Genomic DNA, 23,548 nt, shown 5'->3' with positions numbered 1-23,548 from the left:
TCGGGACAGCGGGACGGTGCGGTGCGGGGGGTGACGACCTCCTTCCGTGGCTTGGGAAGCGGCTCAGGAATGCGCCCCCGCGCCGACGCTGAGAATCGCGGGCAGGTCGAGGCTGTTTCCGGAGGCCGACGGCAGGCCCATGGTCGAGTTGATGACCCCGTCGAGGATTCCGCCGAGGCCGCAGCCGTGGGCCTTGGGCACGGACAGGGTGTCGTCCTTGATCTCGACGTTCAGGGGCTGCCAGCCGAGCTGCGGGTCGTGCGTCGAGCCACCGGACTGGTCGGCCGGCGCCAGGCTCGCGGTGATCGGCCCGATGACGCAGCTCGTGCCGAGCAACTGGTTGTTGAGCTGGATGTTCAGCGTCGCGGTGGCCTGCAGGCCGCTGGGGCCGAATCCGACGGTCACCGGTCCGGCCAGCGACTGGGTGATCGTGAGCTTGTTGAACGGCAGCATCGCCGCCGGGGTCATGCCGAGGATCGGGCCGATGAGCGGCAGGGTGCCGATGATGCCTCCCGGCACGTCGACCGGGACGGACTCCAGCTCCGAGCCGGTCAGCGGCGGCTGCAGGGTCGCCGAGCCGGAGCCCAGCGAGGTGACGTAGCCGGTGACGCGCAGCGCGCCGGGCGGCATCGTCTGGCTGAAGCCACCGATCTTCACGCTGCCGCCCGTCGTGATCTGGGTCTGGCAGATGATCGCGGAGGTCGGGCAGCGCCCCTGGAAGGACGCGGCGACGCGGGGATTGATGCCGTTGACGAGCGGCGGGGCGGCGGCGTGCGGCGAGCCGGAGGGCGGCGTTGAGGGGTTCAGCCGGCCGACGGCGCCCGTGCCCGCCTCGGTGAACCACAGCGTGCTTCCGGACCCCTTGACGATGCGCATGGGCGCCGCCAGAGCGTTCGGCAGCGGGAACTCGGAGATCTTCTTGGACGCGGGCACGATCTTGCCGACGTTGCCGGCCGCGGCCTCGGTGAACCACAGGTTGCCGTCCGGGCCGGCGGTGATGCCCTCAGGAGCGGAGTTCGCGGTCGGCACCGCGTACTCGGTGATGGCACCCGTGCCGGGGACGATCCGGCCGATCTTGCCGACGCCGGGCTCGGTGAACCAGACCGCGCCGTCCGGGCCGGCCGTGATCCCGCCGGCCGCCGGGTTGCCCGACCCCGCCGAGTCGGGCGAGTAGGTGGTGACGTTCCCCGTCGCCGGATCGAGTCGGCCGATCGACCCGCCGTTCGTGTCGGTGAACCACAGCGCCTTGTCGGGGCCCGTGGTGATCGCGTACGGCGACAGGCCGACGGTGGCGTACGCGGTGACGGCGCCGGAGGAGGTGATCCGGCCGACCGCGCTGGACGGACCGCCGGCGAACCACATGGCGCCGTCCGGACCGGCCGTGATGTCGGTGAGCTGGCCGCCCGCGAAGCTCACGTCGCCGGTGGTCGGCACCTCGTACGCGGTCACCGCGCCGGTCGTGGAGTTGACCTTCCCGACGCGCGGCACGACCGTGGACGCGTCGGTGACCCACACCGTGCCGTCCGACGCGGTCGCGGCCCCTTCGGGAACGGCCACGTGGTGCTGTGAGTTCGCCGGGACGGGGAACTCCTTCACCGCGCCGAGGGCGTCGACGCGACCGAGGCCCTGCGCGTGCTCGGTGAACCACACGCTGCCGGCCGGCCCGGCCGTCAGGCCCAGCGGGGTGCTGTCGGGGATGCTCGCCGAGAACTCGGTGACCGTTCCCGCGGCGGCCTCCGCGGGAAGGTACGGGAGTGCCACGGCGAGTGCGGCCAGCAGGACCGCTCCCGCTCTGGATCCACGATGGCGCATGCCACCGCCTCCTTGGGACTCATCCCCCGAGGACGATTTGCGGTACGAAACTTGTCGGTAACAAACGAGCTTCCTGCAAATAGAAACCGTACGGTGTCTCATGTCAACCACGGCCGGGCCAACGGCCGGATCCGGCCGCCGCCGCACCGAACCGGGGGCCCGGCCGCCATTTACGCGTGCACCGGCAGGCGGTAGACAGCCTGATGACGGGGCCACCGACGGGAGGTCACCCATGCGCGACGGAGCCTCGGAGCGCGAACGCTCGGGCGGACCGAATGCGGACACCGCCACGCCGCGCCGAACACGGCCGGCGGACGCGGACCGGCGGGCACGGCTGATGGACGCGCTCGTCGCCGTGGTGGCCGAGCGCGGATTCGCGCGGACGACGGCCGAAGAGGTGACGGCCACGGCCGGACTGCCCGCCGGCGACTTCCACGCCCACTTCGCCGACCTCGAGGAGTGCTTCCTGGCGGCGTACGAGCGCGGCACGCGCGTCCTGCTGGCCCGGACCGAGACCGCCTACCGGGCGGAGTCGTCATGGCCCGCGGCGGTCCGCGCCGGGTTACGGGCGGCCCTCGAGCTGGCGGCCGCCGACCCGGCGTTCGCCCGGATGTCCGTCATCGACGCGAGCATGGCGGGCCCGCGGGTGCGCCGGGCGCGGCTGGCGTTCCTGGCGAGGTTCCGGTCGTTCCTCGGCGGACCCGGCATCCCGCGGATCCCGGACGAGATCCGGAACGCCATCATCGGCGGGGTCTACACGATGGTCTACAACCACGTGGAGAGCGACCGGACCGCCGAACTCCCCGACCTGGCGGACCCGCTCACCGACTTCCTGCTGGCGTTCTACCGCGAGGGCCGATCGTCAGCGTCCAGCTGGGCCGCCGCCTCCTCGTGACCGAGGGGCAGTGACGCGAAGTAGACCAGAGACGGCAGCATCTCCGGCAGGCGGTCGCCCTCCCCCGCCTCCACCGCCGCGTAGACCGCTCCATAGATCCCGCCGATGATGGCGTCGATGACGACCGTGGGCAGGGACGGAAGGTCGTACGCCGGGTCGGTGAAGAACTTACGGAAGCGCGCGAGGTGCTCGATCCGCGCCTTGCGCAGCCGGGGGCCGGCCGCGTTGACCTCGACCAGGGCGAACCGGGCGAACCGGGGCTCGGCGGCCAGCAGCTCCAGCATGGCCCGCAATCCGCCCCGGATGCCCTCCGGCCAGGAGGGCGCGGCGTGGTACGCGTGCGCCATCCGGTCGAGGAGGATGCCGGTGCCTCGCTGGTACGCCGCGAGGCAGCAGTCGTCCATCTCGGTGAAGTGGACGTAGAACGTCTTCTTCGTCACCCCGGCGGCTTCGGTGATCTTGCTGATCGTCGTACGCGGGTAGCCGTGTTCGGCGACCACCTGGACGAAACCGTCGATGAGCCGGTCCCGCTGGATGTCGGCGACGGTCTCCGGCGGCAGCCCGTGCCGCCCCGGCTTGATGGCCCGGCCGGGCTCCCGGGCGGAGCGTGATCCGGGGATGGCCGGCTCCGCGCCGGTCACCGCCGGGAGGGCCGGAGCCGGACCGGTCGCCGCCGAAAGGGGTGGCGCTTGACCGGTCGCCGCCGGCCGTTCGGACTGCCTCGCCATGAAATCCGCGCGTTTCTCCGTGAACCGGGGAAGCCGGTCGTCACCTACCGTCCGGCTCACACTACTTGGGGGCCTCGAAGCCGAAAGGCTACCTTCCGCGCCACGGGAACGCACGAGGTCCCGGCCCGGCCCGGTCGGGACACGCGGTTTCGTCCATTCTCGGGCGCACCGCATACCATCGCGCGGCCGGAGCGCCCCTGTCGCGGTCGGGACGTCACCGACGGCCTGCACGCCGACGCGATCGATCTCCGAGACGAAGGCGCCGTCACACTATTCGAAACAGCGCGATAACACGCCTGTAAAGCAGCCGTTGCACGGCCGCAATCCGGCTTCTATCGTGTGGGGCACCGCGGTTTCCTCTTCCCCGTTCCCGTCGAATTAACGTCGAAGCGCTTCGACACTTATTCGACAGAGAGGTCATCGAATGAAAACGGCACGATTCTCGGTGCCCGCATTGGCCCTGACACTGGTGTGCGCATTGTGGTCCGGCACGGCCCGGGCCGCGACCTGGTCGTCCTCCGACCAGTGGGCCACCTGGTCCAACGGCGGGTACACCCTCTACAACGACGTCTGGGGCGGCGGCGCCGGCCCGCAGACCATCTGGGCCAGCTCCTACAGCAACTGGGGCGTCTGGGCGAACCACCCGAACACCGGCGGCGTGAAGTCCTATCCCAACGTCACGAAGTACGTCGGCAGGTCACTGAGCTCGTTGAGCTCGCTGAAGAGCGGCTTCAACGTCACGGTGCCCGGGGCCGGGGCGTACGAGTCGGCCTACGACGTCTGGTCGAGCGACAACGCCTACGAGATCATGCTGTGGATGAACAAGACCGGTGCCGTCGGGCCGCTCGGCTCCTACCAGACGAGCGTGTCCGTCGGCGGGCACACGTGGAGCGTCTACAAGGGCAGCAACGGCTCCAACCAGGTCTTCTCGTTCGTCCGCTCGGGCAATACCTCGTCCGGGAGCGTCGACGTCCGCGCCGTGCTCAACTGGATCAGAAGCGCCGGCTGGTTCGGCGACATCACGGTCGGAAACGTGCAGTTCGGGTTCGAGATAACGTCCTCGAGCGGCGGCCTGAATTTCACGGCCAACAGTTACTCGGTCTCATTCGGCTGACGAAAGGCGGACGAGTGAGGGCCGGTTCTCCGCCCGGCCCTCACCCGGCGACCATGTAGGGGTTTGGACGGATCTGTCCGGAGCACAGCAGCCTCATGCGGACGGAAGCCTCCCCCGATCACCCTGAACGCCCTGACGACACCGAGCGTTCCGTGCGACACCGCTGGCAGGCGCTGTCGATCTGCCTCGTCGCGGCCTTCATGACCCTCCTCGACGTCAGCATCGTCAACGTCGCGCTGCCGTCCATCCGCACCGGCCTGCACGCGTCTCCGGACGGACTGCAGTGGATCCTCAGCGGGTACGCCCTGACGTTCGGGCTCATCCTGGTCCCCTCCGGGCGGCTCGGCGACGCGCGCAGCCGCCGGGCGGTCTTCATGGCCGGCCTGGTCGTGTTCACCCTGGCCAGCGCCGCCGCCGGCATCGCGCAGAACATCGCCTGGCTGGTCGCCGCCCGACTCGTCCAGGGTGTGGCGGGCGGCATGCTGAACCCGCAGATCGCGGGCCTGATCCAGGTGATGTTCCGGGGGCCGGATCGGGGCCGGGCGTTCGGGGCCCTCGGGGCCACGATCGGCATCGCCACCGCGGCGGGCCCCATCCTCGGCGGCGCGATCATCGCGCTCGCCGGGGCGCAGGAGGGCTGGCGGTGGGTGTTCTACGTCAACGTCCCGGTCGGGCTGATCGCGCTGCCGCTCGCCTGGCGGCTGCTGCCGGCGCCGAGCCGGGCGAACCGTCCGCAGAGCCTGGACCCGATCGGCGTCCTGCTCCTGGGCATCGGCGTGGTGGCCCTGCTGCTCCCGTTCGTCCAGGAGGAGCAGTGGCACGGCAGCGGCAAATGGCTGCTGGTGCCCGCCGCCGCCGTACTGCTGGCGGCCTTCCTGTGGTGGGAGCGGCGGCACCGCGAGCCGATGATCGACCTCGGCCTGTTCCGTCGCCGCTCGTACGCGCTGGGCTCGACGATCGCGCTGCTGTACTTCGCGGGGTTCACCGCCGTCTTCTTCATCTTCACGCTGTACCTGCAGAACGGCCTGCGCTACAGCGCGCTCGAGGCCGGGCTGGCGATCACGCCGTTCGCGGTCGGGTCCGGCGCCGCGGCCGCCGTCGGCGGCCGGATCGTCTCGCGGTTCGGCCGGCCGCTCGTGGCGGTCGGTCTCGTGCTCGTCGGGGTCGGGCTTGCGGGCGTGCTCCTCGCCGTGCACTTCGACTCCGGCCGGCAGGTGGCCCTGGCCACCGCGGCGCCGTTCCTCGTGGCGGGGCTCGGCAGCGGCCTGGTGATCGCGCCCAACCAGACGATCACTCTCTCGGAGGTGCCGCCCGAAGGCGGCGGCAGCGCCGCGGGCGTCCTGCAGACCGGCCAGCGGATCGGCACGGCGGTCGGCATCGCGGCGGTCGGGGCGGTGTTCTTCGCGGCGGTGCGCGGCACGCGCGGCGGCTGGGCGGTGGCGTTCCAGCACGGGCTGTTCGTCATCCTGGCCTTCGTGGTCGCCGCGCTGCTCGCCGCGTTCGCCGACCTGCTCACGGGGCGGCGTGCGGTGCACCACCCGGGCCGCCACGCACGTCACCACGCGGACCGCGACCACGCGCACGGCCACCCGGTCACGCGCGGTTAGCGAGGAAAGTCCCGGGTAGGGCAGCGCGCATGACGGAGATCTACCTCCGAGTGAACGGCGAACCGCGCTCCGTGGTCGTCGACAACCGCGTCTCGCTGCTGGATCTGCTGCGCGAACACCTCGGCCTCACCGGCACGAAGAAGGGCTGCGATCACGGGCAGTGCGGCGCCTGCACGGTGCTGATCGACGGGCGGCGGGCCAACGCCTGCCTCGCCCTGGCCGTCGCGCAGGACGGCGCCGAGATCACGACGGTCGAGGGGCTGGCCGACGGGGACGGCCTGCACCCGCTGCAGGCCGCGTTCCTCGCCCGGGACGCGTTCCAGTGCGGGTACTGCACGCCCGGCCAGCTCTGCTCCGCGGCCGGGCTGCCCGCCGAGACGGGGCCGAGCGTGATCACCGCGGACCTCACCGCCGATCCCCCGCTCACCCCCGAGGAGATCCGCGAGCGCATGAGCGGCAACCTGTGCCGGTGCGGCGCCTACGTCAACATCGTCGCCGCGATCCAGGACGTGGCCGGGTGAAGCCGTTCGAGTACGCACTGGCCCATGACGCGACCGAGGCGGTCGGCGCCTACCGGCCCGGCACCATGTACCTCGGCGGCGGCACCAACCTCGTCGACCTCATGCGACTCGGCGTCGCCCGGCCGGACCGGCTCGTCGACGTCAGCCGCCTCCCGTACGACCGGATCGAGGAGGCCGACGGCGGCCTGCGCGTGGGCGGCGCGGTGCGCAACACCGACCTCGCGCTGCACCCCGCCGTCCGCGCGCGCTACCCGATGCTGACGCGGTCCGTGCTGGCCGGGGCGTCCGGTCAGGTCCGCAACATGGCCACCGTCGCCGGCAACCTGCTGCAGCGGACCCGGTGCCCGTACTTCCAGGACGTTTCCAAGCCGTGCAACAAGCGCGACCCGGGCTCGGGCTGCCCGGCGATCGACGGCGACCACCGCAACCTGGCCATCCTCGGGTACTCGGACCAGTGCGTGGCCACCCATCCGTCGGACCTGGCGGTGGCCCTCACGGCCCTCGAGGCGCGGGTCCTCGTCACGGGGCCGGGCGGCGACCGGACGATCCCCATGCCGGGGCTGCACCGGCTGCCGGGCGACGAGCCGCACCGCGACACCGTGCTGGAGCCCGGCGACCTGATCACGGCGGTGGAGCTGCCGCCGCCCCCGCCCGGGGGCTCGCACTTCCACAAGGTGCGCGAGCGCGCGTCGTTCGCCTTCGCGCTGGTCTCCATCGCCGCGGTGCTCGACATGGCCGAGGATGGAACCGTGCGCGACTGCCGAATCGCGCTCGGCGGCGTCGCCCACGCGCCCTGGCGGGCCCGCCGCGCCGAGGAGGCGCTGCGCGGCGCGCCGGCCCGCGAGGAGGAGTTCGTACGGGCCGCCGACGCGGAGCTCGACCAAGCCCGGCCGTTGCCGCACAACGGCTACAAGGTGCCGCTGGCCCGCAACCTCATCGTCCGCACACTTCTGGAGCTCGTCCCATGAATCGCGTCGAGGGCCTGGAGAAGGTGACCGGACGGGCGACGTACGCGTACGAGTACACCGCCCCGGACGTCGCGTACGCCCACGCCGTCCAGTCGACCATCGCGCGGGGGCGGATCCGGTCGGTCGACGCCGCGGCGGCGCTGGCGACGCCCGGCGTGCTGGCCGTGCTGTCCAGCGACGATCCCCCGGATCTCGCCGAGGACGCCGAGCCGCAGCTGCGGTTCTTCCAGGACCGTACGGTCGCCTACCACGGGCAGATCGTCGCCCTGGTGGTGGCCGAGACGCTGGAGATCGCCCGCGCCGCCGGGGAGGCGCTGCGGATCGAGTACGACGCCGAGCCGCACGACGTGCGGCTGCGCCCGGACCACCCGGCCCGGTACCGCCCGGAGAAGGTCAACCCGGCCCTGCCGACCGACACCGGGTACGGCGACCTGGCCGCCGGGCTGGCGAACGCGGCGGTCACGGTCGACGCGACCTACACGACGCCCGCCCTGCACAACAACCCGATCGAGCCGCACGCCGCCCTCGCCGTCTGGGACGACGACGGCGAACTGACGGTGTACGACTCCACCCAGGGCGCGTCCGCCGACCGGGACACGATCGCGGCGGTCCTCGGCCTGCCCGCCGAGCGGGTCCGGGTGGTCGCCCCGCACGTCGGCGGCGGGTTCGGCAGCAAGGGCACCACCCGGCCGCCCGCGATCCTGGCCGCGCTCGCCGCCCGGGCCGTACGCCGGCCCGTCAAGATCGCGGTGACGCGCCAGCAGATGTTCGACGTCACCGGATACCGAACGCCGACGATCCAGCGGCTGCGGCTGGGCGCCGACGGCGCGGGGCGGCTCACCGCCGTGGCGCACGACGTGATCGAGCAGACCTCCACGGTCACCGAGTTCGCCGAGCAGACCGCGACGCCGACGAGGGTCATGTACGCGACGCCCGCGATGCGCACGACGCACCGGCTGGTCCGGCTCGACGTGCCGACGCCGTCGTGGATGCGCGCGCCCGGGGAGTGCCCCGGCATGTACGCGCTCGAGTCGGCCGTGGACGAACTCGCGCACGCCGCCGGGATGGACCCCATCGAGCTGCGCGTCGTCAACGAGCCGGACACCGAGCCCGAGAGCGGGCTGCCGTTCAGCTCCCGGAACCTGGTCGCGTGCCTGCGCGAGGGCGCCCGCCGCTTCGGCTGGGATCCCGAGGACCGGGAACCGGGCGTCCGCAGGGACGGCCGGTGGCTCGTCGGCACCGGCGTCGCCGCCTCCACCTATCCCTCCAAGCGCCGCCCGGCCGAGGCGAGCGTCACCATCGAGAACGGCGGGTTCGCGGTCCGGATCGCCGCCGCCGACATCGGCACCGGCGCCCGTACCGCCCTGACCCGCATCGCGGCGCACACCCTCGGCGTGTCGCCGGACCGGGTGCGCGTCGAGGTCGGCGACAGCGCCCTGCCGCGGGCCCCGGTGGCGGGCGGGTCGATGGGCACCGCCTCCTGGGGGTCGGCCGTCGTCAAGGCCTGCGAGGCGCTGCTGAAGAACGGCGAGCACGGGACCGCCGACACCACCGAGGACGTCGAGAGCGACTCGGAGCTGGCCCGGCACGCGTTCGGCGCGCAGTTCGCCGAGGTCCGGGTCGACACGGACACCGGTGAGGTACGCGTCCCGCGCCTGCTCGGCGTCTTCGCCGCCGGGCGGATCATCGACCTGGACCTCGCCCGCTCGCAGTTGATCGGCGGCATGACCATGGGCCTCGGCATGGCGCTGCTGGAGGAGACCGTCGTCGACGAGCGGTTCGGCGACTTCCTCACCGACGACCTCGCGCAGTACCACGTCGCCGCCTGCGCCGACGTGCCCGACATCGAGGTCGCCTGGATCGACGAGGACGATCCATACCTCAATCCGATGGGCGCGAAGGGCATCGGGGAGATCGGCATCGTCGGTACCGCCGCGGCCATCGCCAACGCCGTCTTCCACGCCACGGGCCGGCGCGTCCGTGACCTGCCCATCACTCCCGCCAAGCTCGTGAGGAGCCTCCATGACCGAACGTGATCTTCCGAACCGGGGCCAGCCGGCGAACCCGGAGGAGGTCGTCCACTCCGATCCGATACCGGACGAGACACCGGGCATCGAGGAGCCCGAGGCCGACTTCATCGAGCAGCGCCTCGATACCGCCGGGGAAGAGGAGGAGGGCTCCACGGAGCCGCCGCCCGGCGAGGAGCTTCCGCTCGACGCCAACGAGGCCGACGTCCTCGAACAGCAGGCCACCGCCCGCGCCGATGTCGACGAGGACTACCGCTGACCGTCGGCCGACGGGTGCACGTTTTGGATCCCCGCCTCGGGTAGGGGTCGCGCGAGCAGGGGAAAGCGCACGCCGGGGTACGCCTGGTGAGGAGGGTGAGATGTCCGAAGGACGGAACGAGAACGGAGAGTCGGACCAGTTCGAGGAGTTCCTGGCCCGATTCTTCGGGGCGGGTGCGCCCCGGCGGCCCACGAACCGCGTCAACATCGCGCGGTTCATGACCGAGGGCGCCCGGGAGCTCGTCCGCGACGCCGCCGTCAAGGCGGCCGAGTGGGGCGGCCCCGACCTGGACACCGACCACCTGCTGTGGGCGACGACCCGTCAGGACGTGACCCGGCACCTGCTGGACCGTGCCGGCGCCGACCCGGAGACGCTCGCCCGGCAGGCCGCGGAGCACGTCCGGCGCGGCCCGGCCCGCGAGGACCTGTCCGCGCGGCTCACGCCCTCCGCCAAGCGGGCGCTGCTGGACGCCCACCAGATCTCCCGTGCCCTGGAGTCCTCCTACATCGGCCCGGAGCACATCCTGTTCGCGCTCGCGGCCAATCCCGAGTCGGCGGCCGGCCGCCTGCTCCTGGCCGCGCGGATCACGCCGGAGTCCCTGCGGTCGGCGATCGGGAGCACGCCCGGCGGCCCCGCCGCGCATCCGCCGTCCGACACGCCCACCCTGGACCAGTTCGGACGCGACCTCAGCGCGATGGCCGCCGAGGGCAAGGTCGACCCCGTCGTGGGCCGCGACGAGGAGATCGAGCAGACCATCGAGGTGCTGTCCCGGCGTACGAAGAACAACCCGGTTTTGATCGGCGATCCCGGGGTGGGCAAGACCGCGATCGTCGAGGGCATCGCCGAGCGCGTCGTCGAGGGCGAGGTGCCGGAGACGTTGCGCGGCAAGCGCCTGATCCAGCTCGACCTGGCCGGGCTGGTGGCCGGGACCCGCTTCCGCGGCGACTTCGAGGAGCGGCTGAAGAAAGTCGTCGAGGAGATCAGCACGCACGCCGGCGAGATCCTCGTGTTCATCGACGAGATCCACACGATGGTGACGGCCGGTGGCGCCGAGGGCGGCATGAGCGCCGGGAACATGCTCAAGCCCGCCCTGGCGCGCGGCGAGCTGCACGTCATCGGCGCGACGACCGTGGACGAGTACCGCAAGAACATCGAGAAGGATGCCGCGCTCGAACGCCGCTTCCAGCCGATCCTCGTGCCCGAGCCGAGCCCCGAGGACTCCGTCGAGATCCTCTGCGGGCTGCGGGACCGCTACGAGGCCCACCACCAGGTGCGGTTCACCGACGAGGCGCTGACCGCGGCGGTCGACCTGGCCGGCCGGTACCTCACCGACCGGTTCCTGCCGGACAAGGCGATCGACCTCATCGACCAGGCCGGCGCCCGTGTCCGGCTGCGCACGACGACCCCCGGCCGCGACGTACGGCGCCTCGAGGAGGAGCTGGACCATCGCCGCCGGGAGAAGGACCAGGCCGTCGCGGACGAGAAGTACGAGAAGGCCGCCGCCCTCCGCGACCAGATCGTCGAGCTCGAGGATCGCGTCGCCGCCACGACCGGCGAGGACGATGAGGCCGCGACGGTGCCCGAGGTCACCGCCGAGGACATCGCCGAGGTCGTCTCGCGGATCACCGGCATCCCGGTCGCCCAGCTCACCGTGGAGGAACGCGAACGCCTGCTCCGCCTCGAGGAGCACCTGCACCAGCGGGTCGTCGGCCAGGACGAGGCGGTCGCCGCGGTCGCCGAGGCGGTCCGCCGCTCCCGCGCGGGTCTCGGCGACCCGAACCGGCCCATCGGCAGCTTCCTGTTCCTGGGGCCGACCGGCGTCGGCAAGACGGAGCTGGCCCGCGCGCTGGCCGAGGCCCTGTTCGGCAGCCAGGACCGGATGGTGCGCTTCGACATGAGCGAGTTCCAGGAGCGCCACATGGTCAGCCGGCTCACCGGCGCGCCGCCCGGCTACGTCGGTTACGAGGAGGCCGGCCAGCTCACCGAGGCCGTACGCCGCCGCCCGTACTCGGTGGTGCTGCTGGACGAGATCGAGAAGGCGCACCCGGACCTCTTCAACGTCCTGCTGCAACTGCTCGACGACGGGCGCCTCACCGACGCCCAGGGCCGTACGGTCGACTTCCGCAACACCGTCATCATCATGACCAGCAACCTCGGCTCCGACGTGATCGGCACCGGCGGGCTGGCCACCGGCTTCTCCGACGCGGGCGGCACGGAGGACACGTCGCTGCGCGACCGGGTCATGCGGCGGCTGCGCGAGGCGTTCCGCCCGGAGTTCCTGAACCGCGTCGACGAGATCATCGTCTTCCGCCGCCTCGACGCCGAGCAACTGCGGCGGATCACGGACCTGCTGCTGGACGAGACCCGGCGCCGCCTGCGCGCGCAGAACCTGTCGATCGAGTTCACCAAGGAGGCGGTGGACTGGCTCGCGCGCCGGGGCCACCAGCCGGAGTTCGGCGCGCGGCCGCTGCGGCGCACGATCCAGCGAGAGATCGACAACCGCCTGTCCAGCATGCTGCTGGGCGGCCGGCTGGGCCCCGGCGACGACGTCCGGGTGACCGTCCACGACGACCGGCTCGAGTTCTCGGTGCGGAACGCGAGCGGCGACCCGACGAGCGCCCCGGCCCACCGACCGGCCTGAGCCGGCGTATCCGGCGTTGGAGGCGGTCAGTCGGCCGCCGTGGCCGTTTCGTCGCAGGCGGCGGCCCGGTCCAGGAGCAGCGTGCGCTCCCGGTCGTTGCGGGTCAGCGACGCGGCGCGCTCGAACTCCGCGCGGGCCTCCGCCGACCGGCCGAGCCGGGCCAGGAGGTCACCCCGCACGCTCGGCAGCAGGTGGTAGTCGCGCAGGGCCGGCTCCTCGGCGAGCCCGTCGACGATGCCGAGGCCCTGCTCCGGGCCGTACGCCATGGCGACCGCGACCGCGCGGTTCAGCTCGACGACGGGGGACGGCGTGACCGTCCCGAGCGCCTCGTAGAGGGTGGCGATGCGCGCCCAGTCGGTGTCCTCCGCGGTCGGCGCCTGGGCGTGGCAGGCGGCGATCGCGGCCTGCAGCATGTACGGGCCGATCCCCCCGCCGGCCTTCTCGGCCCGCAGCAGCGCCGCGAACCCGCGGCGGATGAGCAGGTGGTCCCACCGGGCGCGGTCCTGGTCGAGGAGCTGGATCGGCTCCCCGGACGGGCCCACCCGCGCGCGCAGGCGAGAGGCCTGGATCTCCATCAGCGCGACGAGGCCGTGGACCTCCGCCTCCTGGGGCGTCAGCTCGGCGAGGACCCGGCCGAGCCGCAGGGCCTCCTGGCAGAGCGCCGGACGCGTCCAGTCGTCTCCGGCCGTCGCGGAGTACCCCTCGTTGAACACGAGGTAGAGGACCTCCAGGACGGAGGACAGGCGAGCGGCCCGCTCGGCCTCCGGAGGCACCTCGAACGGGACCTTCTTCTTGGCGAGCGTCCGTTTGGCCCGGACGATCCGCTGGGCGACGGTCGCCTCGGGGACGAGGAACGCGCGCGCGATCTCATCGGTGGTCAGCCCGCCCAGCAGCCGGAGCGTGAGCGCCACCCGCGCCTCCGTGGACAGCACCGGATGGCACGAGATGAACATGAGGCGCAGCAGGTCGTCGCCCAGGTCCTCCTCGAGCGCGGCCTCCAGCTCGGCGTCGGTCGGGTCCTGACGCGTCTCGAGATCACGGCCGATCTCCTGCTGCTTCAGCTCGAACCGCTTCTCCCTGCGGATGCGGTCGATCGCCCGGTGCTTGGCGGTGGCCATGAGCCAGGCGCCCGGGTTGTCCGGGACGCCGTCCTCCGGCCACTGTTCGAGGGCGGCGACGAGCGCGTCCTGCGCGAGCTCCTCGGCGACGCCGACGTCACGCATCATCCGGGTGAGGCCGGCGATGATCCGCGCCGACTCCAGCCGCCAGATCGCGTCGATCGTCCGGTGCACATCCGATGTCGTCACGCAGCCGATCAGAGCACCGGGGTCCGGCCGCGCGCAACCCGACGCGACGCCGTACGACGCGCGGACGTGAACCGACACGGCCCCGGCGACTCGCGGTCGCCGGGGCCGTGTCTCCTTCTTCCAGAGGCTTCCGGGGTTACTGCGGCGGGCCGAAGATCTCGCGGATCTCGCCCTCGCCGTCACCGACGATCTGCCAGAACCGCTTGGACAGCTCGATGGCCTCCTCCTTCGAGCGGACCTCGATGAGCGCGAAGCCGACGACCGCCTCCTTCGCCTCGGTGAAGGGCCCGTCGGTCACGGTGATCTTTCCGCCCTCGGACTTGATGTAGACGCCCTCGGGGTTCAGCCCGCCGGTCGCCAGCAGTACGCCCGCACGGGTCATCTCGTCGATGAACTTGCCCATCTCGACCATGAGCTTCTCGTCCGGCGGCCCGCCCGCCGACTGGTCCTTGGTCATCATGAGGAACCGCATCGTCGTGATCTCCTTCTTCTCCGGAGGTGGCGCCGGACGAACCGGCCGCCCTCTTGGGCGCCTCTGCCAACGCGTCGAACGGTCCCCGGCCGGATCGACACGTCCAGAACAGATTGTTCTCCGAAAAATCTTTGAGTCAGGTGTCGATCCGGCGGGTCGCCGTTCGACGCGTGAGCAGCGGCCGGGAAGACGCCGTCACAGTTCACCGGAAGGAAGACGCCATGCTCGCCACCGACACCACCGCCACCGCCCGTACGATCGCCGCTTCGCGCACGACCGGCGGGCGCGCCCTGAGCATCACGCTGTGGACGATCCAGATCCTGCTGGCCGCGTTCCTGCTGATCGCCTCGGCCGCGCCCAAGTTCGCGGGCCAGCGGGACGCGGTGGAGACGTTCGCGAAGATCGGCTGGGGTCAGTGGTTCCGGTACGTCACCGGCGTGGTCGAGGCCGCCGGCGCGATCGGCCTGCTCCTCCCCCGGCTCGCCGCCTGGGCCGCGCTCGGTCTGATCGGCCTGATGATCGGCGCGATCATCACGCAGGTGTTCGTCCTGGTGCCCGCCTTCGCGGCGCTCCCGGCGGTGTTCGGCGTGCTGTTCGCGGTGATCGCCCGGGGGCGCATGGCGCAGGCCGCCTCCCCGGCCGCCCTGTTCAGGCGCTGAAGAAGACGGCCCCGCACGACGAGTCGGTGGGAGCCACCCTCACCGGGCCGGTCGGCCGTGCCCCTGCCGGGCCGCGCCGACCGGCCCTCGCCGCTGGGCGCGGGAGCGCATGGTCCGGCGCTCCTCCTCGTCGGCGCCGCCCCAGACGCCGTGGCCCTGGGCGGTCTCCAGGGAGTAGCGCAGGCAGTCCGAGCTCACCGGGCACCGTCCGCAGACCGCCCGCGCCTCGGCGACCTGGTGCGGAGTCAGTCTCCCGTTCCCGATCGGGAAGAAGAGCTCCGGGTCGACCTTCTGGCACTCTGCGCGGTTCATCCACGTGACGTCGAAAAGCATGAGGGGTCCCAACAGTGTTTGGGCGGTTTCGGAACATGAAGATTCGTCGGCGGTCGTGGCCGCCGCCTGGCTGAGACCGCCCCCTTTCCCGCCCCATCCGGACTCACACACGGCGACACCTGGAGTAAGGCATCTATCACTGAGTGGTAAGTGCCAGGTTGGACCCGGTACCGCGCGGGCAGGTACGGCCGGGGACGACTCGGCCGGAGGAGGACGGGTGGCGGGCCGCGATGACCAGGGACGACGGCCGGCGCGGTGGCCGGTGCGGTCGCGACCGAAGACCCGCTGGGCCGAGCAGGAGCCGACCGTCGGCCAGGCCGACGCGGCGGTGATCAAGGCGGCGCTGAAGCGGGCGCGGGCGCGCCCCTCCGGAAACTGGTTCGCCGTCGCGGCCAGCCGTGACGTGCGAGCGGACCGGCCACGGGGATTCCGCGTCCTCGGCAGGGAACTGGTCGCCTGGCGCGACGGCGCCGGAGCGGTGGTGGCCGGGCCCGGCGCGTGTCCGCACCTGGGCGCGCCGCTGGCCCGCGGCCGGATCGTCTGCGGCGACCTGGTGTGCCGGTGGCACGGGCTGCGGCTCCCACCGGACGGCGGGGCGGGGTGGCGGCCGCTGCCCTGCCACGACGACGGCGTCCTGACGTGGGTCCGGCTCGACCAGGCCGGTGAGGAGCCGTCGCCCCTGCCGGTGCTGCCCGCCCGGCCCCGGGCGGCGCGCAGCCTGCACGCGGTGATCCGGGCGGTCGGCGTGTGCGAGCCGGAGGACGTGGTCGCCAACCGGCTCGACCCGTGGCACGGCGCCTGGTTCCACCCCTACTCCTTCACCCGGCTGCGCGTGACGCACGCCCCGGCGGTCGGCGCCGGGGATGCGGAGGACCGCTTCCTGGTCGAGGTCACCTACCGGGCTGGGCCGCGCCTGGGCGTTCCGGTGCTGGCGGAGTTCACCTGCCCGGAGCCTCGTACGGTGGTGATGCGCATCGTCGAGGGTGAAGGCGTCGGCAGCGTGGTCGAGACGCACGCGACTCCGCTCGGGCCCGGCCGGGACGGCCGCCCGCGCACCGCGGTGATCGAGGCGACGATCGCCACCTCGGAGCGCCCTGGGTTCGCGGTCGCGCGGCTGGCGGCACCGGTGGTGCGACCGATGATGCGCCGCGCGGCGACGCGGCTGTGGCGCGACGACCTGGCCTACGCCGAACGCCGCTACGCCCTACGCACCGGAACCTCCTGACCCGCGGCCGGCACGCGGGGCCAGGTCGGCGAGGCGGCGGAGCACGGCCACGCGGCCGCGCAGCGGGACGGTGGTCAGCGGATGTCCCGTCAGGCCCCAGCGGGACAGCAGCCGGTTCGCGGCGTGCCAGCCGGTGGTGGCGGCGCGTTCCATCAGCGCGACGGGCAGGTCGACGCGGATGCCGTCGCCGGCCAGGACCAGCCCCGGCACCGGTCCGTCCACGGTCGGCCGCCGGGAGAACGTGCCGGGCGCGAAGAGCGGGCAGTCCTGCCGCCACTCGGTCACGTCGCCGACGACCCGGGCGCCTTCGGTCTCCGGATAGATCCGGTACAGGCGGCGCAGCAGGCGCGCGGCGGCCGCCTCGCGTGCCGCGGTCACCGCGTACGCGTGCAGCTCGACGACCGACCCGCCGGTCGCGCGGGCCCAGGACGCGGCCTCCTCGTCGTAGTGGTTCAGCACGCTGATGTTGTCCAGCGGCGGGAGCCCGCCGGTCGCCAGGAACGCCGGCCGGTCCGCCGCGACGGGCCGGTCGAGCCACAGGCGGCGGACGAGGTACGGCGGCGCGGTGGCCTGGGCGGCGACGCGGCCCCGCCACTCCGGGTCGCCGAGCCCGGGTGACGCGGCGACGAGAGCGCGCAGGCCGGGGACGTCGAGGGCCAGGACGACCGCGTCCGCGTGGCGGCTGCGGCGCCGGGTCTCCACGGCGAAGCCGTTCGGCCGGGGACGGACGGCGTCGACCGGGGTGCCGGTGTGGATCTCCGCGCCCAGGTGCGCCAGGTGACGGCCCGCCGCCGCCCACAGGTCCGCGAGCGGGCGGCGGGGGACGTCGAACAGCAGGCCCTCGGCCGAGCCGAGGAAGTACAGGTGGAACATGACCGCCAGCTCGGCGGCGGACAGCCGCTCCGGCGGGGCGAAGAAGCTGCGCGAGAACACGTCGAACGCCAGGTGCCGGGCGGCGGCCGGGAAGCGCAACCGGGCCAGGAACGCGGCGGCGTCCAGGTGATCGAGCCGCCGGTACGTGCCGGGCACGGTGACGTTCATGAGCGGGAGTGCCGCGCGGGCGTTCAGGCGCAGCAGGTCTCGGGCCCTGAAGGTCGGGCTGCGGAGGGCGAAGGCGACGGCGTTCCAGGGCGGGGCGGTGGGCAGGCCGCGGAACGTGTCGGTGCGCCCCGCTCCGTCGACGAGCGGGTAGTCCGGCAGCGCCGTCAGCCGGTCGAGGTGCGGATCGGTCCGGCGCAGCAGGGCGCGGAGGTTGTAGTACTGGCGGAAGAACGCGTGAAAGCCCCGGCTCATGCCGACCCGGGTGCCGTCGGGCAGCGTCTCGGTCCAGCCGCCGGCCCGCCCGCCGAGGTGGTTCTCGCGTTCGTACAGCTCGACGGTGACGCCGCGCTCGGCGAGCGCGGTCGCGGCGGTCAGCCCGGCGATGCCGCCCCCGACCACGACGACGCGCGGCCGCTCCGCGAGCCCGTCCGCGTGCGGGCGTCCGGGCGGCGGCGGATGGTGCACCCGCCTGCGATCCCCGCTGTCGCTCACGGCGCCTCCGCGCGGAAGGTGTGCACGATGCCGCGCTGCCAGCCGCCGGCCGTACGGACCCGGACGCCGGTGAATCCCGCGTGGCGGAGCCGGTCGGCGAGCCCTTCCGGGGAGTCGAAGTCCAGCGCGCTGCGCCACAGATAGCGGTACAGGCCCGCGTCCCCCGCCAGCAGGCGGCCGGCCGGGATGATCACGCCCCAGCAGACGGCGTGCCACACCAGCCGCGCGAGCGGCCCGTCGCGCAGCGCGTAGTCATGGACGACGAGGACTCCTCCGGGACGCAGCAGGGAGCGCAGCGCCGCCGGCGCCGCGTCGCGGGCGGGGAGGTTGCGGAGGAGGTAGGCCGCGAAGACGCCGTCGAACGGCCCGCCGAGATCCTCGGCGGCCAGGTCCTGGGCCGGGCTCTCGACGAACCGTACGGTGGCGGGCCACGGCTTGGCGCGGGCTCGGGCGAGCATCCCGGGTGAGGCGTCGACACCGACGATCTCGGCCCGGGGAGCGGTCGCGAGGAGCGCGGCGGTGGAGGCCCCGGTGCCGCAGCCGACGTCGAGGAGCCGCGCCCCCGCTCCGTCCGCCGGCAGGGCGAACGCGCGGGCGGCGCGGCGCAGGTCGGCGTGGTACCCGGGGTTCGCGCCGACGAGCCGGTCGTACGCCGCCGCGTGGCGGTCGAAGGCCGCGGGGACGCCGCTCCGCGGCAGCCGCCCGCCGGTCATCGGCCGGCCGTCTCGTCCGGCCGCCGGCGCTCCCAGGCGAGCAGGGTGGCGGTGACGAGGGCGAACCCGAACAGGAAGTCCTCGACGGGGATGTCGAAGGGGAAGCGCAGCCCGGTGATCCCGCGCGGGTCGTACCCGACGACGGGTGCCGGCAGCCGCGTCAGACTTCCGTCGACGACGACCTGGAAGCCGAAGACGATCAGCATCGTCAGCCAGTAGGCCGGGCGACGGAAGAGGCCGGTACGCAGCCACCAGCGTTCGAGGGCGACGACGGCGGGGACCGACAGGAGCGCCGGCACCGTGTACCCCAACTCGGTCATGGAACCTCCTTCGTCGGAGGAGTGACCAGAGGGGTTGTGCCGTCGATTCCCTCGCTTCGCTCGGTCATCGGCGCCGCTCCGTCCGTGCGCGGACCGGGACCCGGAGGAGCAGCCGCCGTACGGTCTCCAGGGTGAGCACCGCGCAGACGGGCACGACGACGAAGAACAGCGCCTCCTCCAGCGGCACCGACAGCGGCAGCGTGACGCCGACGAGGTAGCGCGGGTCGTACCACCAGACGCCGGCCGCGATCGCGACCGCGTCCCAGGCGAGGAAGACCGCCGCGACGGGCAGCACGGCCCGCGCCAGCCGGGCCGGGCGCCGGTAGACCCGGCTGCCGGACAGCTCCAGGGGCAGGGTCACCGCCAGGCAGCCGGCCAGCAGCAGCAGATAGCGCAGGTGGTCCACCTCACCGCCTCCGGGCGGGAGGCGCGTGCACCGCACGGGTCCAGAGGACGCGGCCCACCGCGGATCCCGCGTAGGTCAGCCGCCGCCCGGTCCCGACGGTGGCCCGGCCGGCGAAGACGTCGTGGCCGCGGTCCTCGATCCGGTCGAGGATGCGGGAGTACAGCGCGTAGGCGGTGGCGATACAGGGCCGCGCGGCCGGGTCCAGCAGAGCGATCCCCGGGCGGGCCAGCCGGTAGATCGCCCGGGTGCGGCCGATCTGGTCCGCCAGCGCGCGCCGGACGCGCGGATCGACGCGGCCGGTCCGCCGGCACCAGGCGAGCAGCTCGCGGTCGACACCGAAGGCCGCCAGCTCGTCGGCGGGCAGGTACACCCGGCCCCGGTCGAGGTCCTCGCCGACGTCGCGCAGGAAGTTGGTCAGTTGGAACGCCCGCCCGAGGGCCGTGGCGTGCGGTACGGCCTCGGCCGGATCGCAGACGGTGCCGAGCACGGGCAGCATCTGCAGGCCGATGACCTCGGCCGACCCGTACATGTAGTCGCGCAGGGCCGCCCGGGTCGGGTAGCCGGTGACGGTGAGGTCCATCCGCATGGAGCGCAGGAACGCCGTGAACAGCGCGCCGGAGATGGCGAACCGGCCCGCGGTGTCCACGACGGCGGCGAGCACCGGATGGTCGCTCCGGCCGGCTCGCAGCCCCGCGGTGAGCGCGGCGGCGACGTCGTCCAGCAGCGCGGCGATCCGGTCGGGTCCGCGCTCCGGCCCGGGTTCGTCGACCAGGTCGTCCGTGTGCCGGGCGAACCCGTACAGGGCGTGCACCGCCGGCCGCCGGGGCGGCGGCAGCAGCCGCGTCGCCAGGAAGTACGTCCGCCCGTGTCGTGCGTTGAGCGCCCGGCACCGGCCGTACGAGGCGCGCAGCAACGGATCGGTGATCCCGGCGGCGTCCAGCTCCCGGCGCGCGGCCGCCGTCTCCGGCGCCGCCCGGTGCCGGATCCGGCCCGTCATCGCCGTCCGCCCGCGGAGGGGGCGACGAGGCGGCCCCTCGGGCCGGCGATCAGGCCGCGCCGCCCCCGGGGGACGCCGGTGATGCGATCGGCCGCGAGCCGGCCGGACAGCAGGGCCGCGGGGACGCCGACGCCGGGCACGGTGCCGCAGCCGGCCAGCACCGCGTTGTCCGCCGAGCGCGGGAGGTTGGCGGGCCGGAACGGCCCCGTCTGCGGCAGCGAGTGCGCCAGGCTGAAGGGCGTGCCGGCGACCAGGCCCTGCCCTTGCCAGTCGGCCGGCGTGGTCAGGTGGAGCAGGTCGACGGTGCTCGGCGCGACGCCGAGCCGGCCCGCCACGATGTCGAGCATCCGACGGGCGTACTCGGGTCCGAGGTCGTTCCAGTCGACGGGCAGGTCGACCAGGTTCGGAACCGGGACCAGGAGGGACAGCAACTGCAGCCCGGGCGGGGCGAGGGAGCGGTCCGTGGCGGTCGGCCGGGTCAGCAGGAGCGACGGGTCGCGCATCAGCCGGCGGCCGCTGGTCAGATCGTCGTAGCCGCTCTCCCACGCCTGCCCGAAGAGCAGATTGTGGTGCAGGGTCCCCGCCCACGTGCTCGCCGCGGCCATGTGCAGCGTGATCACCGAGGACGCGGGTCGCAGCGACAGGACGCGATGCGGGGGGCCGCCCAGCAACCGGTAGGCCGTCGGCAACTCGCAACTGATCACGATCGCGTCGCAGGCGATCCGTTCGCCCTCCTCGGTGCGGACCGCGACGACGCGGCCGCCCCGGCGCTCCAGCGAGACGACGGTCGTGGCGTAGCGGAAGGAGACGCCGGCGTCCGCCGCCGCGCCCGCCAACGCGTCGGGCAGGGCGCGCATCCCGCCGTACGGGAAGAAGACGCCGCCGACGATGTCCATGTAGGCGACCACGGCGTAGATCGCGAGGGCCCGGTGGGGCGCCAGGCCGCCGAACAGCGTCGGATACGTGAAGATCCGCTGCAGCCGTTCGTCGCGGATGTACCGGGCGACCAGGCGGTCCCACCGGATGAAGCCGCCCATCAGCGTCAGGTGCGCCAGTCTCGGCCCCAGCATCCGGAGCGGCGAGTCGACGTTGGCGGCGATGAACCGCTCGAACTCCGCCTCGTACAACTGGACGAGCCAGTGCCGGAGCCGCCGGAAGGCGGCCTCCTCCCTCGGCCCCGCGAAGATCCGGATCTCCTCGGCCATCGCGTCCTCGTCGGCGTGGACGTCGAGTACGGTCCCGTCGGCGAAGTGGGCCCGGTAGGCGGGGTCGAGCCGCACCATCGGCAGCCGGTCGTCCATCGACGCGCCGACCGTCGCGAGGGTGTCCTCGATGATGCCGGGCATGGTCAGCCAACTGGGCCCGGTGTCCGTCAGGTAGCCGCCGACGTCGCGGCGGCCGACCCGGCCGCCGGGTCCGTCGCAGCGCTCGACGACGATGACCTCACGGCCCTGCCCTGCCAGGTGCAGTGCGGCGGACAGCCCGGACAACCCCGCGCCGATCACCACGATCCGGTCGGTGCTCCCCCCGACAGTGCGCATGCCCCTCGGGTACCCGCGTATCCGCCGCCGAAGCACCGGCAGACCGTCATTCCCGCAGTTCAGGGCGGCGACGCGGGGATTGACCCGAAGATCCGCTCGATGCCGGACCGCCCGGGTCGCGACCGGCGGCGGCCGTGCCTAACCGGCCTTGGCGAGGGCCTGCTCGAGGTCCGCCCACAGGTCGTCGGGGTGCTCGATGCCGACCGCGACCCGGATCGTGCCGGGGCCGATGCCCGCCGTCCGGAGCTGCTCGTCGCCGAGCTGCCGGTGCGAGGTGCTCGCCGGGTGCAGGACGTACGTCTTCACGCCGCCGAACGAGGGGGTGAGGGCCGCCAGCCGCACCGCTCCCGCGAAGATCCGCCCGGCCTCACGCCCGCCGGCCAGGTCGAAGGCCAGCACGCCACCCTGGCCCTCGGGCATCAGGCGGACCGCGACCTCGTGATCCGGGTGGTCCGGCAGGCCCGGGTACCGGACGGACGCCACGGCGGGATGGCCCGCGAGCCGGCCGGCCAGGTCGAGGGCGTTGTCGCAGTGCCGCCGCATCCGCAGGGCCAGGGTCTGCATCCCCCGTACGGTCAGCCACGACACGAACGGGTCGGCGGAGGCGCCGAGTTCGGCCGCGTAGTGCCAGACCTTCCGGTGCAGTTCCTCGGTGGCGAACACCGCCACGCCGCCGAGCACGTCCGAGTGCCCGCCGAGGTACTTGGTGGCCGAGTGGACCACGACGTCCGCGCCGTGGGAGATCGGACGGCACAGGATCGGGCTCGCGAACGTGTTGTCGACCACGCTGAGCACGCCCGCGTCCTTCGCCACGGCGATCAGCGCGGGCAGGTCGACGACCTGGGTGGTCGGGTTCGCGATCGTCTCCAGGTAGAGCACGCGCGTGTTCGGACGCAGCGCCGCGCGGACCTGCTCGGGGTCGGAACCGGAAACGTACGTCACCTCGACGCCCCAGCGCGCGGCGAGGTCGTCTAGCATCGCGATCGTGGCGCCGTAGAGGCAGCCCTGGGCGATGACGTGGTCGCCCGAGCCGAGCAGCGCGAGCAGCACCGCGTTGATGGCGCCCATCCCGGAGGCCGCGGCGAGTCCCGCGGCCCCGCCCTCGAGGTCGGTGACCGCCTCTTCCAGCACCCGTACGGTCGGGTTGCCGAGCCGACTGTAGAAGAACGCGCCCTCGGGACCGCCGAACGCCTCCGCCATCGCGTCCGCATCGTCGAAGGCGAACAGGTGACCCTGGTAGATCGGCACGCCGACCGGGCGACTCCCCTCCACCTCGACGACGGGCGGGTGAACGGTCCTGGTCTCGGCGTGCGTTTTGTCCTGCGGTGAGTTCATGGCCCCATCTTCGGCCACAGACGATCCAGCGGTCATCGCGCCCTTCGGCCGCCCGCGGCCCATGGTCAGAACGGCCGCGCACAGGTATTTGTCGTCTGTGGACGACAAATATGCTGGGCCTGATCACCGACCGAG

Annotated in this window: 22 protein-coding genes; 10 read left to right on the top strand and 12 right to left on the bottom strand. The window is 73.2% G+C overall.

Annotated features, from left to right (window positions below):
- Positions 1-63: 63 nt before the first annotated feature.
- Complete coding sequence (locus tag AB0L00_RS34960) at positions 64-1,812, bottom strand: hypothetical protein (protein WP_364441526.1); 1,749 nt, start codon at positions 1,810-1,812, stop codon at positions 64-66.
- Positions 1,813-2,044: 232 nt separating this feature from the next.
- On the opposite strand from AB0L00_RS34960, the gene AB0L00_RS34955 reads away from it, so the two are divergent.
- Positions 2,045-2,707 carry a TetR/AcrR family transcriptional regulator gene (locus AB0L00_RS34955; RefSeq protein ID WP_364441525.1) on the top strand — a complete coding sequence of 221 codons (663 nt, stop codon included), beginning with the start codon at positions 2,045-2,047 and terminating at the stop codon, positions 2,705-2,707.
- Here the strand turns inward: AB0L00_RS34955 and AB0L00_RS34950 are convergent.
- Positions 2,656-3,348 carry a TetR/AcrR family transcriptional regulator gene (locus AB0L00_RS34950; RefSeq protein WP_364441524.1) on the bottom strand — a complete coding sequence of 231 codons (693 nt, stop codon included), beginning with the start codon at positions 3,346-3,348 and terminating at the stop codon, positions 2,656-2,658. The two genes, AB0L00_RS34955 and AB0L00_RS34950, sit on opposite strands and share 52 nt — an antisense overlap.
- A 511-nt stretch (positions 3,349-3,859) precedes the next feature.
- Here AB0L00_RS34950 and AB0L00_RS34945 point away from each other — a divergent pair.
- From AB0L00_RS34945 to AB0L00_RS34915, 7 genes are all read left to right on the top strand, one after another.
- Positions 3,860-4,549 carry a hypothetical protein gene (locus tag AB0L00_RS34945; RefSeq protein WP_364441523.1) on the top strand — a complete coding sequence of 230 codons (690 nt, stop codon included), beginning with the start codon at positions 3,860-3,862 and terminating at the stop codon, positions 4,547-4,549.
- A gap of 95 nt (positions 4,550-4,644) precedes the next feature.
- Complete coding sequence (locus AB0L00_RS34940) at positions 4,645-6,156, top strand: MFS transporter (RefSeq protein ID WP_364441522.1); 1,512 nt, start codon at positions 4,645-4,647, stop codon at positions 6,154-6,156.
- A gap of 29 nt (positions 6,157-6,185) precedes the next feature.
- Complete coding sequence (locus AB0L00_RS34935; RefSeq protein WP_364441521.1) at positions 6,186-6,677, top strand: 2Fe-2S iron-sulfur cluster-binding protein; 492 nt, start codon at positions 6,186-6,188, stop codon at positions 6,675-6,677.
- Positions 6,674-7,645, top strand: a complete 972-nt coding sequence (locus tag AB0L00_RS34930) for a xanthine dehydrogenase family protein subunit M (RefSeq protein ID WP_364441520.1) — start codon at positions 6,674-6,676, stop codon at positions 7,643-7,645. Before AB0L00_RS34935 ends, AB0L00_RS34930 begins: the two co-directional genes overlap by 4 nt.
- A complete protein-coding gene (locus tag AB0L00_RS34925) occupies positions 7,642-9,681 on the top strand; it encodes a xanthine dehydrogenase family protein molybdopterin-binding subunit (RefSeq protein ID WP_364441518.1) in 2,040 nt (679 codons plus the stop codon). Before AB0L00_RS34930 ends, AB0L00_RS34925 begins: the two co-directional genes overlap by 4 nt.
- The gene (locus AB0L00_RS34920) at positions 9,668-9,931 is read left to right on the top strand and encodes a hypothetical protein (protein WP_364441516.1); all 264 of its coding nucleotides are present in this window, start codon (positions 9,668-9,670) and stop codon (positions 9,929-9,931) included. Before AB0L00_RS34925 ends, AB0L00_RS34920 begins: the two co-directional genes overlap by 14 nt.
- Before the next feature lie 100 nt (positions 9,932-10,031).
- Positions 10,032-12,572: an ATP-dependent Clp protease ATP-binding subunit gene (locus tag AB0L00_RS34915; RefSeq protein ID WP_364441515.1), complete on the top strand. Its 2,541-nt coding sequence runs from the start codon at positions 10,032-10,034 to the stop codon at positions 12,570-12,572.
- A 26-nt stretch (positions 12,573-12,598) separates the two neighbouring features.
- Here AB0L00_RS34915 and AB0L00_RS34910 read toward each other — a convergent pair whose 3' ends face one another.
- Positions 12,599-13,879 (bottom strand): RNA polymerase sigma factor, encoded by a 1,281-nt coding sequence (locus tag AB0L00_RS34910; RefSeq protein WP_364441514.1) that lies wholly within the window; start codon positions 13,877-13,879, stop codon positions 12,599-12,601.
- Between the two features lie 136 nt (positions 13,880-14,015).
- Positions 14,016-14,351: a YciI family protein gene (locus AB0L00_RS34905; protein ID WP_364441513.1), complete on the bottom strand. Its 336-nt coding sequence runs from the start codon at positions 14,349-14,351 to the stop codon at positions 14,016-14,018.
- 221 nt (positions 14,352-14,572) lie between these two features.
- Between AB0L00_RS34905 and AB0L00_RS34900 the strand changes: the two genes are divergently transcribed.
- Complete coding sequence (locus AB0L00_RS34900) at positions 14,573-15,010, top strand: DoxX family protein (protein WP_364441512.1); 438 nt, start codon at positions 14,573-14,575, stop codon at positions 15,008-15,010.
- A 39-nt stretch (positions 15,011-15,049) separates the two neighbouring features.
- Here AB0L00_RS34900 and AB0L00_RS34895 read toward each other — a convergent pair whose 3' ends face one another.
- Positions 15,050-15,343 carry a WhiB family transcriptional regulator gene (locus tag AB0L00_RS34895; RefSeq protein WP_364441510.1) on the bottom strand — a complete coding sequence of 98 codons (294 nt, stop codon included), beginning with the start codon at positions 15,341-15,343 and terminating at the stop codon, positions 15,050-15,052.
- Positions 15,344-15,560: 217 nt separating this feature from the next.
- Here AB0L00_RS34895 and AB0L00_RS34890 point away from each other — a divergent pair, with 217 nt between their 5' ends.
- Complete coding sequence (locus AB0L00_RS34890) at positions 15,561-16,568, top strand: DUF5914 domain-containing protein (protein ID WP_364441508.1); 1,008 nt, start codon at positions 15,561-15,563, stop codon at positions 16,566-16,568.
- Here the strand turns inward: AB0L00_RS34890 and AB0L00_RS34885 are convergent.
- The 7 genes from AB0L00_RS34885 to AB0L00_RS34855 form a co-directional block, all read right to left on the bottom strand.
- Positions 16,548-18,101, bottom strand: a complete 1,554-nt coding sequence (locus AB0L00_RS34885) for an FAD-dependent oxidoreductase (protein ID WP_364441507.1) — start codon at positions 18,099-18,101, stop codon at positions 16,548-16,550. The genes AB0L00_RS34890 and AB0L00_RS34885 overlap by 21 nt on opposite strands.
- Complete coding sequence (locus tag AB0L00_RS34880) at positions 18,098-18,814, bottom strand: class I SAM-dependent methyltransferase (protein WP_364441506.1); 717 nt, start codon at positions 18,812-18,814, stop codon at positions 18,098-18,100. The genes AB0L00_RS34885 and AB0L00_RS34880 overlap by 4 nt, the downstream gene beginning before the upstream one ends.
- Complete coding sequence (locus AB0L00_RS34875) at positions 18,811-19,134, bottom strand: lycopene cyclase domain-containing protein (RefSeq protein WP_364441505.1); 324 nt, start codon at positions 19,132-19,134, stop codon at positions 18,811-18,813. The genes AB0L00_RS34880 and AB0L00_RS34875 overlap by 4 nt, the downstream gene beginning before the upstream one ends.
- 64 nt (positions 19,135-19,198) lie before the next feature.
- A complete protein-coding gene (locus AB0L00_RS34870; RefSeq protein ID WP_364441502.1) occupies positions 19,199-19,540 on the bottom strand; it encodes a lycopene cyclase domain-containing protein in 342 nt (113 codons plus the stop codon).
- A 1-nt stretch (position 19,541) separates the two neighbouring features.
- Positions 19,542-20,537: a phytoene/squalene synthase family protein gene (locus AB0L00_RS34865; protein WP_364441500.1), complete on the bottom strand. Its 996-nt coding sequence runs from the start codon at positions 20,535-20,537 to the stop codon at positions 19,542-19,544.
- Positions 20,534-22,078 (bottom strand): phytoene desaturase family protein, encoded by a 1,545-nt coding sequence (crtI, locus tag AB0L00_RS34860; protein ID WP_364441498.1) that lies wholly within the window; start codon positions 22,076-22,078, stop codon positions 20,534-20,536. Before crtI ends, AB0L00_RS34865 begins: the two co-directional genes overlap by 4 nt.
- Before the next feature lie 138 nt (positions 22,079-22,216).
- Positions 22,217-23,413, bottom strand: a complete 1,197-nt coding sequence (locus AB0L00_RS34855; RefSeq protein ID WP_364441497.1) for an aminotransferase class I/II-fold pyridoxal phosphate-dependent enzyme — start codon at positions 23,411-23,413, stop codon at positions 22,217-22,219.
- Between the last annotated feature and the right edge of the window lie 135 nt (positions 23,414-23,548).

It is taken from the genome of Actinoallomurus sp. NPDC052308 (assembly GCF_040679195.1).
GTDB classification, from domain to species: domain Bacteria; phylum Actinomycetota; class Actinomycetes; order Streptosporangiales; family Streptosporangiaceae; genus Actinoallomurus; species Actinoallomurus liliacearum.
Note: the sequence above shows the minus strand (reverse complement) of the source record. Positions and strands in the feature narration are given on the sequence as shown.